Origin of the sequence: Sulfuricurvum sp. (genome assembly GCF_023250475.1) — a bacterium.
In the GTDB taxonomy this organism is placed as follows: Bacteria; Campylobacterota; Campylobacteria; order Campylobacterales; family Sulfurimonadaceae; genus Sulfuricurvum.
The window spans coordinates 5,497-14,776 of record NZ_JAHFAQ010000049.1 but is presented as its reverse complement, the minus strand read 5'-3'; the positions used below and the strand labels follow the sequence as shown (position 1 = coordinate 14,776).

Below are 9,280 nucleotides of genomic sequence, written 5' to 3'. Positions count from 1 at the left end.
CGACAACTCTCACAACAAGCGATAACCGCTCTATCATTATCCCCAACGGTGCATTGATCGCAGGCAATATCATCAATTATACGGATAATCAGACACGGAGAATCGATATGACGTTTGACATCGATTATAAAGATGATTTGAAGCTTGCCAAATCGATTATTTTGGAGATTTTACTGACCCATCCCAAGGTGCTCCCTTCCCCGGAACCTCTCGTGGCAGTGGGTGCATTGGCGCAAAATTCGGTGCAGCTGGTTGCCCGTCCGTGGGTCAATGTTGATGATTACTGGGATACCATGTTTGAGGTGATCGAATTGACTAAACTGGCGTTTGACCAAAATCATATTACCGTGCCGTTTCCTCAGATGGTAACGCATGTGAAACAAGAAGAGTAGTCAGTAGCGAGATCTTTTACCCATTTTAAAAGCGAGTGCGGCTCCTAACGCCGTAACCGCTCCTCCGATAAACAAGAATGACGGGGTGTACTGATAGAGTGCCCCTGCACCGATAGCCCCTACAAACCCTCCAAGACCGTACGAAATACCGAAGAAGAACTGTTGGGCGAGACGTCTGGCCCTGTAGAGCTCAAAAAGGATCGTAATAGCGGTTGTATGAAAAAGGGCAAAACTAAAAGCATGAAGGCTTTGGGATGCAAATAATAACGGTGTCGAATCGGGAAAGAGGGCAACAATCATCCAGCGCAATGCCGTAATAAAGGCGGTAATCTGTAAAAGGCGTACTAAATTTCCCCGTAACAGCGGTCCTTGGAAATAAAACATCAAAATCTCGGCGATGACACCGAAACTCCAAAGCCATACGGTGGTATCCAATGAGATGCCGTGAGCGGTGGTATAGATCGTAAAAAAGTTATAAAAAGGGCCGAAACTTACCTGCATCAGGAAAAATCCAATCCACAGCGGTATATGGTTGCGAATCGAGAAGAGACAAATATCATCGGTGGAGCCGCAGTCGCTAGGGGAACTCGAACGGTGACGTGATCCGACCAACGCTCCGAATACGAGGGTGGCAACAGCCATGGCGATTAAAAAGTCGATGCCGATGTAGGGTGTGGTAAGAAAGCGGACCAGTATGAGGGAAACAGCGATGAATCCGAGCGAACCGAACATTCGTATCCGTCCATACCGTTCCCGACCGATTTGCTCCAGCGCAATCACTTCAATGTAGGGGAGAATCAGGGCGATGCCGATCCCAAAGAGGATATTGACGATGAGCAGCGGCCAGAAGTGCTCCAATGCGCTGTAAAATCCGATGGCGCTAAGGGCCATCAGGGTCAGTGCCGTAAAGAAGGTTTTGGGACTAAGCTGCAACCCTTTTAAAAATAAAAAAGGGATTGCAAATCGAACAAGCGGAGCTGAGGCAAAAATTATTCCGATCTCAATAGGGGAATATCCCACCTCGGAGAGTATTTTCGGGACAAAAATAATATGCACCCCGATAAGGGCAAAATAGAAAAAGTAAAAAGAAGCGATTAAAACAGCCACGTTAGGGGACGCGAATGACGGCTGTGCCGCTGATGAGATCGTGTAATGCCCGTTTGTCTTTTCGAACCAAAGGGATAAAAAAACCGATGACGCTTATAAGAGAGAGAAAATAACCGATAAAACGAAGGGTTAGTTTCCATATCGGTGCATTTTGGAGGGTATGCACATCAACAACACGGATACGGGAAAGTTTTTTCCCCGGTGTTTGGCCGCTTTTGTGCCACAGCCAAACGTACGTGATTAGAAAAAGGGTTATTTGGGTGATTGACGCTATTGGATTAGGGGGATTGGTCTGCGCTTTGGGATCATGAACCAACACATCCAATCCGCTCGCACTGTGCATTTGATCATAGCCGAATATCACCATAGTGATGAGGGATATAGGAATTCCAATCATAAAAAGGTCAGTTGCAAAGCCTGCCGCTCGGGAGAGAAAAGGGGCAAATAATGTCTTTGGTTTGGAAGGTCTGGGTTTTTGTTTTGTTTTTAGGGTTCGCCATCTCATGGGTGAAAGTATAACGTTATTACTGTTGGTTTACCAAGTTGATTCATAATGCTGATATCCCAAACGACAGCAGCAAGTCTTGGGTCAACGTTTTCTTATTCATCATTCACTCCTTAAGTTTCAAAGTTCCGGCGTTCATCCTTATCGCCGGAGTCCTTTTCCCCTAAAAAATCAATCAATAAAAAATAGACGTAATGTATCAATAAAGTGGTTAACGCAGATATGCGTTAACGTTTAATTCCTAGAAGGGTTTCGAGAAGAGTATCGGAGGTCGTAATGGTTTTACCGTTGGCTTGATAACCGCGTTGAATAATAATGAGATTTGTCAGTGATTTTGACAAATCGACGTTAGAGGCTTCAAGTGCGGCTGATTGCATAAATCCGCGTCCTGCCGTTGCCGCCGTACCGATGATCGGATCACCTGAGTTGGCCGATTGGAGATAGACGTTTCCGCCATCGCTTACCAACCCCTCATTATTCGAAAACTTTGCCATCCCGATCTGTGCAAGACCGAAAGAACGCCCGTTAGAGAAAGATCCTACTAACGTACCGCTTTGGTCAATTCGGATACCGACGAGATCCCCTCCGGGATACCCGTCTTGGCTGATACCGCTGGTTCCGGATGGATTATCGAAACTGGTCATTCCGTCAAATGAGTTGATCGTACCGAAATTCAGATCGATTGTTTGGTTCGGTGCCGAACCGTTATTGGCAGTATAGGTGAGACTCGGAATCGTTGCGAGGGCAAGCGCTCCGGTATTGGTAAAGCTGATACGACCGGCATCTAGGTTTTTAAGCTCATTTTTATTGATCGTTCCGCCGATATCTCCGGGAGAGGGGACACTGACTTCATAAACCCACTCGGTTCCACCGCTGGAGTTAAGCGCCGTTTTACGGAAATCGAGACGGAGGGTATGTTTGGTTCCCAGAGAGTCAAAGACATCGATACTCGCCGAGTGAGTTGCGGCATTAAACGATTGGCTCAGCCGTGAGATACTTGAACCGGTAGTCAATGTACCGGAAAGCGTTTGAAAGTTTTGGGTAAATCGGGTATTTTCAGTGACCCCGGCCGACGTTAATCCCGTGACGGAAACGCGCAGATCGTACTCATCAGTACCGGCACTTCCGGGATTTTTGATTTCAAATTGCCCTTTAGAGTTGATTTCAACCGTAATGGCACTGTCAAAAATATCATTATCAATACTGACAGGGAGGGTTGTTGTTGTATCAGATATCGGTGCAGCAAAACCAGTTGTAGAAAGGGTCCCGTTAAACGCGGTACCTAATGTATCGGATGTAATAGTAAGGTTAGCACCGGCAGCTGCAGCGGTATAGAGAGGTGCTAAAGTTGGATTAGCATTTATGGCCACTGCCATAGCTGCTGCTACTGCAGTTTCATTGGCGCCCGCTGCAATGTCTGCAGGAACATTCAATGTTACGGAATTGGTTCCGTCCGTCCATGTAATAGTATCACCTGCAGCTGTTACGTCGGGTGCGAATACAACGGTATCGACCTGAGCAACGGTACCGACTCTATTGTGGTCATCCCCGACAAGACGGGCATCCCATTGCATTTGAGCCCGCAAATCTTCCGTTGAAGTGAATTGACGAATAGTGCCGCTTGCATCGGTTTCAGCGACAGGGGTAGCTCCGGCACTGACAAAAGAATATTGAAATGCGGTAATATCGCTTCCGCTGGATAGACTGGTTCCTGCGGCATCTGAAGTGACGACGAGACTAATATTTTTACTAGCAGCCGTTGTTCCCCGCGTATTATCATTGGTCAAAATCAAAACATTTGGATTTGCGGGATCCGGTGCGGCACTCACCCCGGTCGTTGCGGTGTTGGCATTGATTTTAGCGGCGATCATATTGGTTGCTTGAGAGGCTGTTTCTGTACCGGCAAATACCATTGACATAGAAACCCCGTTAACGTCAAAAGCTAAAGCACCAGCAGCAGGTGCGGAAATTATATCGCGATAGGTTGAGGGCTGGTAACTGGTCCACATCCCTTGACCGCTTTGAAGATTCAATGCATTTCCGCTCGCATCAAACAAGACATTGAAAAACTCAGGACGATCATCATCGGAGGTGTTGGCTAGACCGTCGACACCGCTGGTGTTGAGACTATTGGTATCGAGGTTATAGATCGGTTTGAATTGGTCAACTTTATCCCCCGAACTGAGGTTGGCTTTGATGACCACTTCGGATGTCGCTTCTGCAGGAGTCGTTAGTCCCGGCGGGATTTGGATATTGGCGATCGGTGCGGTTGCATCGACAAGGCCTGTTTTTTCATCTCGTACCCATCCCTGAACGATAAACCCGTTATTATCGACAAAGTTTCCGGCAGCATCGAATTTAAAGTCTCCTGAACGGCTGTATTTATAGGTATTTCCCCCATCGGAGCTGACGATAAACATACCGTCTCCTTGGATGGCGACGTCGGTATTTTTATCGGTGTTTTGGATCGAGCCTTGCGAATGGATACGGGTGACGGAACTAACCGTTGTTCCCAACCCGATTTGAACGGCATTTTTTCCTCCGATTTGCCCTTGCGGAGCGGTCGCGATTTGATTGGTCTGGGCTAGCAAATCAGAGAAATTGGCACGCGAATATTTATATCCGATCGTGTTTACGTTAGCAATATTATTGGATTCAACGTCCATTGCAACCTGATGCGATTGCAAACCGGTAACACCTGCGAAGAGTGATCGTAACATAATATGTCCTTTTTATGACAAAGTAAAATTTAAAAGCAAAAATTATTCCAATTAGCGATGCATCTGCAATGCTTTTTGGACTAATTCATCTCCGGTTGTAATACTTTTGGCATTGGCCTGATAAGCACGCTGGTTGATTATCATATCCGTAAGTCCTACATCCATTCTGACATTCGAGTTTTCGAGTTTTCCGCTATAAACCAATGCCCCAGTGGCGGCTGCCCCGGTTGCATCCGTCCAAAAAATAGGTTTTCCGCTATCGGTACTCTCTTGAAAATCGGTACTTCCGGCACGATTTAGCCCTTGGTCGTTTTGAAAATGGTATACCGCTATGCGGCCGATAGCACTTTGTCTGCCGTTGGAGAAATCAGCGACAATAACTCCATTGGGATTAATTCCGTATTTGGTGAGGGTTCCGCCGGAAACACCGTTGGAACGGGATGATCCACTGGCGGCAACACCGTCTGTAGAGATAACACCGTTATAATTGTTTCCTAAATCAACGGCGACAGAGGTGCCGTCGTTATTCACCGAGGTGATGGTACAGCTGCTTAGCCCCCCTGTTCCGTTGAAAATAGCTTGACCGCTTTTCGTATCGTAAACCTTGGTTCCGTCATTTGAGGTGACGGTGGCGACGACATCCCAGGCAACTCCCCCATCCGTAGGCTGAACGGAACTCAGGGTAAAGGCCAGTTTCAGGCGATTGCGCTCATTATTACCGCTGACAACATCCGCACTGATGGTACGTGTAACGTTATCCGTTCCGAGATTACCGAAGAATTCTGCTTTGGTCGTCGGTTCGACGGGATACGCAAGCCGAGTGGGAAACTCCAATAAACCCTGAGAATCTACCTTGCCAAGGTCAACTTCGTTGGTGGGGTCATTGACAACATAAGCACCGGTAGCACCGTTTGAGGTTAAGTCGCCGTAATCAAACGCGCCGTTATAGGAAAAATTGGTAAGCATCGTCCCCGTTACGAATTTTCCGTCCGTAGTGGTGAGTCTTGCAACCGATGAATTAACGTCGCCGGCAGTTTTTTGGACTTCGTCAAACACAAAATTTCCGGCTCGCGTATAATAGTCGTCTTTACCCGATACCACACCGAACCAACCGTTTCCGCTGATGGCAAGATCGTTAAAGCGTTCGCTGTCAAGAAGGGATCCGTTTAGCATTTGAGTGGTTGTTGCCTGAAGCTTTGTCCCAATACCGATATCGTTAGCTGTAGGAGTTTTTCCTGCGCTCACGAGTGCATTGGTAAAAAGATCAGAGAATTCGGCGGTGGAGCCTTTATACCCTATTGTATTGACATTGGCAAGGTTGTCCGCGACGACGTCCATTCCGTATTGGAATGACATAACACCCGATATACCAGTATAATAAGCTTGATTCACGATGGATTCCTTATTTTGCCGTTACTTCTGAGATCGTACTGAAATCGACATAGTTTGAACCTAGTTTGGCATAGGTTTTACCTTGATCGAATTTGATGGATTCAATCGGATAGCGTCCGACTCGTGTGGTAGCTGAGGTATTATCCGCTTTGGTATAAGTCGATTCGACATAGTAGATTCCCGCATCGAGGGTGGTTCCGGCATCATCTTTGCCATCCCAGGTATATTTTGCTACACCCGCATCGGTAGCGCCGATCGTCATTGTTTTTAAGATTTTTCCGTTTTTGTCTAAGACATTCACTTTTCCGGTGGTTACGTCATCCGGGAAATAAAGCTCGAAATCAACACTTTTATCTTTTTCAAGGACGATTCCGTTGCTTCCCGTATCGGCAATTTTGCCGATTGCCGAAATCCCTGAATATTGCATTGATGCGGTCAGTGACGTTGCCAGTGTTTCAAGGGCTTTATTCGTATTCTCCGCCGATTCGAGTGTTGCAAGTTGTGATGTTTGAGACAAAATCTTCTCACTGTCCATCGGAGCTGTCGGATCTTGATACTTTAGCTCTAAAAGTAACAATTTCAAAAAGTCATCTTTTCCCAGAGCACTTTTATCTTTTGTCGCTGTCGTTGTCGTTGCTCCACTGTAAGCGGTGTCTGCCGTGTAAGCTCCATAAGCATTAATAGCCATAATGTCCTCCTTTAATTACGCGTAGTGCGGAATAATAATTTCAAGAGCCGATAATTGCTCTTCGTTAAGTTTGAGTTCTTCAAACGACTCGTAGGAACGGAAGCGTTGCTGCTGCTGTCCTTGCTGCTGCTGTCCTGCTTGTTGATTGCCCTGTCCGTCGCCGCCGGACATAAAGTTCATGGTTGCATTGGTAATGCCCTGAGAAGCGAGTTGCGCTTTTAACTCGGTAGCGTTATGGGCTAAGAACGCGACGCTATTGGTATTGTTGGATTGAATATTGACGTGGACATTGTTCCCTCGTTGTACCAAAGTCACTTCGACTTCACCCAGTTTTTCGGGATTGAGTTTCATTGTGAGACGGGTAAATGGGGGCTTATACTCTTGAACGGCCTCTTTGAGGTCACTCGCAAAATAGCGCATACTTTGCGCAGCCTCTTTGGATTTGACTTCAAGCGAATCAGATTTAAGGGCATGCATCCCTTTCGCGGATTCCCCTTCGACTTTCAAGGTATTCGCCGCTTCCGCATTAGACTCCTTGGTCTCGTTTGAGCCTTGCAATAAGGCGATGAGCATGTCGGATCTGTTTGTCGATGCCGATGAAGATGGGGATATTTTTATCGGATCATTTTTATCGGATACCGCGATCGAAATTGCTTCCCCCTCATGTTTGTCAAGATTTTGAAGAAGTGCTTTTAAAGGCTGTGATTCAGGTTTTTCGGAAGGAGCTTTTTCGGAACGTTCAGTGGTGGTGTCTGTTTTATTGTTTTTTTGTTCTTTTGCTTTGAGTTCGCTGATAAGCTGCGTAATCGCTTCCATCGGAGATTCTTCTTGGACCGATGAGGAAAGAGCGGCAAGCGCTTTGGTTTCTAAAAGCGGTTTAGAGAGGAGCCCCGGGGCAAACGATGCTTTCTCTTCCGGATCGGTAACTAACGTTGAAAGAGTTATGGATTGCGGTTCCAAACCTAATTTTTCGGCTAATTTGACGAGTCCTCCAAGTGTTTTAGGTAACAATTTTGGATCGGCTTGATATTCCGAATTTTTCGTGGTAATTTCGTTTTTAAGATAATCTTTTGCCCGATTGATAAGGGTGCGAACCTGATCATTGGATAAAGTCGAGAGCATGTCGTTAGTGATAAGAGTTGACTCTTTTTTTTCACTTCCGTTTAGCAATGTCTGCAATTCATTGAGCTGAGAGGTATTTTTCGACGAATTATTTTTAGGATCGATAATCGCTTTGAAATCATGACTAGTGTCACTATTTTTGGTCTGCATTCCAAATGAGTTCAAGAGTTTGGAAAAAAGATCATTCGATTTGGCAGTGGATGTATTTTTTGCATTTCCACCCAGCAAATCGGCGAGCGATGCTTGAGTCTTATTTTCTTTGCTTTGAATGATCATAAACGATCCTTGTGCGAGCGTACGATTTATGCGCTCTTATATTAAAGTAATTATGTAAAGCAAAAAATATTCCACTTAAAAAAAGTAACCAAACGGTAACACTCTTTAAACTGCTTAACATTTCCTTAACCTTACCTGCGATATAATCCGCGAAAATCTTTGCCCTATCAAAGGACAGCAATGCAAAAAATTCGTAACATCGCCGTAATCGCACACGTTGACCACGGTAAAACGACTTTAGTTGACGGGTTGCTTAAGCAATCTGGTACATATGGAAGCCACGAGCAAGTGAATGAAAGAGCTATGGACTCTAACGCCCTTGAAAAAGAGCGCGGGATTACCATTCTTTCTAAAAATACAGCGATTCGCTTTGGCGATCATAAAATTAACGTTATCGACACTCCGGGTCACGCCGATTTCGGTGGAGAAGTTGAGCGCGTATTAAAAATGGTTGACGGGGCTTTGATCCTTGTTGATGCGTATGAGGGTGTTATGCCTCAAACGAAATTCGTTGTTAAAAAAATGTTGGCTCTTGGACTCAAGCCAATCGTTGTTATCAACAAAATCGACAAACCTTCCGCTGATCCTGAGCGCGTAGTAGATGAAGTATTCGACCTCTTCGTAGCAATGGATGCGACGGAAGATCAACTCGATTTCCCGATCGTCTATGCAGCAGCTCGTGATGGTATGGCGAAACTCAATATGTCTGACCCTGATGGTGATTTCACTTGTTTGTTCAACACTATTCTAGAAAAAGTGCCTGAGCCTACTGGTGATCCTGAGAACCCAACACAATTACAAGTTTTCACATTGGACTACGATAATTATGTTGGTAAAATCGGTATCGCTCGTATCTTCAACGGTAAAATTGCAAAAGGGGATAACATTCTCCTTGCAAAAGCCGATGGCGAAATGGTTAAAGGTAAAATTTCAAAATTGATCGGATTCATGGGTCTTAACCGTATGGAGATCCAAGAAGCAGAAGCGGGTGATATCGTCGCGGTTGCCGGTATTGAAACGGTAGACGTTGGGGATACCATCTGTGATCCACAAAATCCTATGCCACTTGATCCGATGC

General features: G+C 45.7%; 8 protein-coding genes. 2 read left to right on the top strand and 6 right to left on the bottom strand.

Features of this window, described 5'->3' with window-relative positions:
- On the top strand, positions 1-392 hold a 392-nt coding region (locus tag Q0C19_RS06205; protein WP_295053977.1), incomplete at its 5' end, for a mechanosensitive ion channel domain-containing protein.
- On the opposite strand, the gene Q0C19_RS06200 is transcribed toward Q0C19_RS06205, so the two are convergent.
- The 6 genes from Q0C19_RS06200 to Q0C19_RS06175 form a co-directional block, all read right to left on the bottom strand.
- Positions 393-1,499 (bottom strand): MFS transporter, encoded by a 1,107-nt coding sequence (locus Q0C19_RS06200; protein ID WP_295053974.1) that lies wholly within the window; start codon positions 1,497-1,499, stop codon positions 393-395.
- Position 1,500: 1 nt separating this feature from the next.
- A complete protein-coding gene (locus Q0C19_RS06195) occupies positions 1,501-2,004 on the bottom strand; it encodes an RDD family protein (protein ID WP_295053971.1) in 504 nt (167 codons plus the stop codon).
- A gap of 227 nt (positions 2,005-2,231) precedes the next feature.
- Entirely contained in the window at positions 2,232-4,724 is a 2,493-nt protein-coding gene (locus tag Q0C19_RS06190) for a flagellar hook-basal body complex protein (protein ID WP_295053968.1), read from the bottom strand.
- A 51-nt stretch (positions 4,725-4,775) separates the two neighbouring features.
- Complete coding sequence (locus Q0C19_RS06185) at positions 4,776-6,116, bottom strand: flagellar hook-basal body complex protein (protein WP_295053965.1); 1,341 nt, start codon at positions 6,114-6,116, stop codon at positions 4,776-4,778.
- Between the two features lie 10 nt (positions 6,117-6,126).
- Positions 6,127-6,804 (bottom strand): flagellar hook capping FlgD N-terminal domain-containing protein, encoded by a 678-nt coding sequence (locus Q0C19_RS06180; protein ID WP_295053962.1) that lies wholly within the window; start codon positions 6,802-6,804, stop codon positions 6,127-6,129.
- 15 nt (positions 6,805-6,819) lie between these two features.
- A complete protein-coding gene (locus Q0C19_RS06175) occupies positions 6,820-8,202 on the bottom strand; it encodes a flagellar hook-length control protein FliK (RefSeq protein ID WP_295053959.1) in 1,383 nt (460 codons plus the stop codon).
- A 180-nt stretch (positions 8,203-8,382) separates the two neighbouring features.
- On the opposite strand from Q0C19_RS06175, the gene Q0C19_RS06170 reads away from it, so the two are divergent.
- The coding region (locus Q0C19_RS06170; RefSeq protein WP_295053956.1) for a GTP-binding protein at positions 8,383-9,280 on the top strand (898 nt) is incomplete at its 3' end.

Coding starts and splice junctions, on each gene's coding strand:
- Q0C19_RS06175 (WP_295053959.1), bottom strand. CDS start 8,202: ATGATCATTCAAAGCAAAGAAAATAAGACTCAAGCATCGCTCGCCGAT.
- Q0C19_RS06195 (WP_295053971.1), bottom strand. CDS start 2,004: ATGAGATGGCGAACCCTAAAAACAAAACAAAAACCCAGACCTTCCAAA.
- Q0C19_RS06180 (WP_295053962.1), bottom strand. CDS start 6,804: ATGGCTATTAATGCTTATGGAGCTTACACGGCAGACACCGCTTACAGT.
- Q0C19_RS06190 (WP_295053968.1), bottom strand. CDS start 4,724: ATGTTACGATCACTCTTCGCAGGTGTTACCGGTTTGCAATCGCATCAG.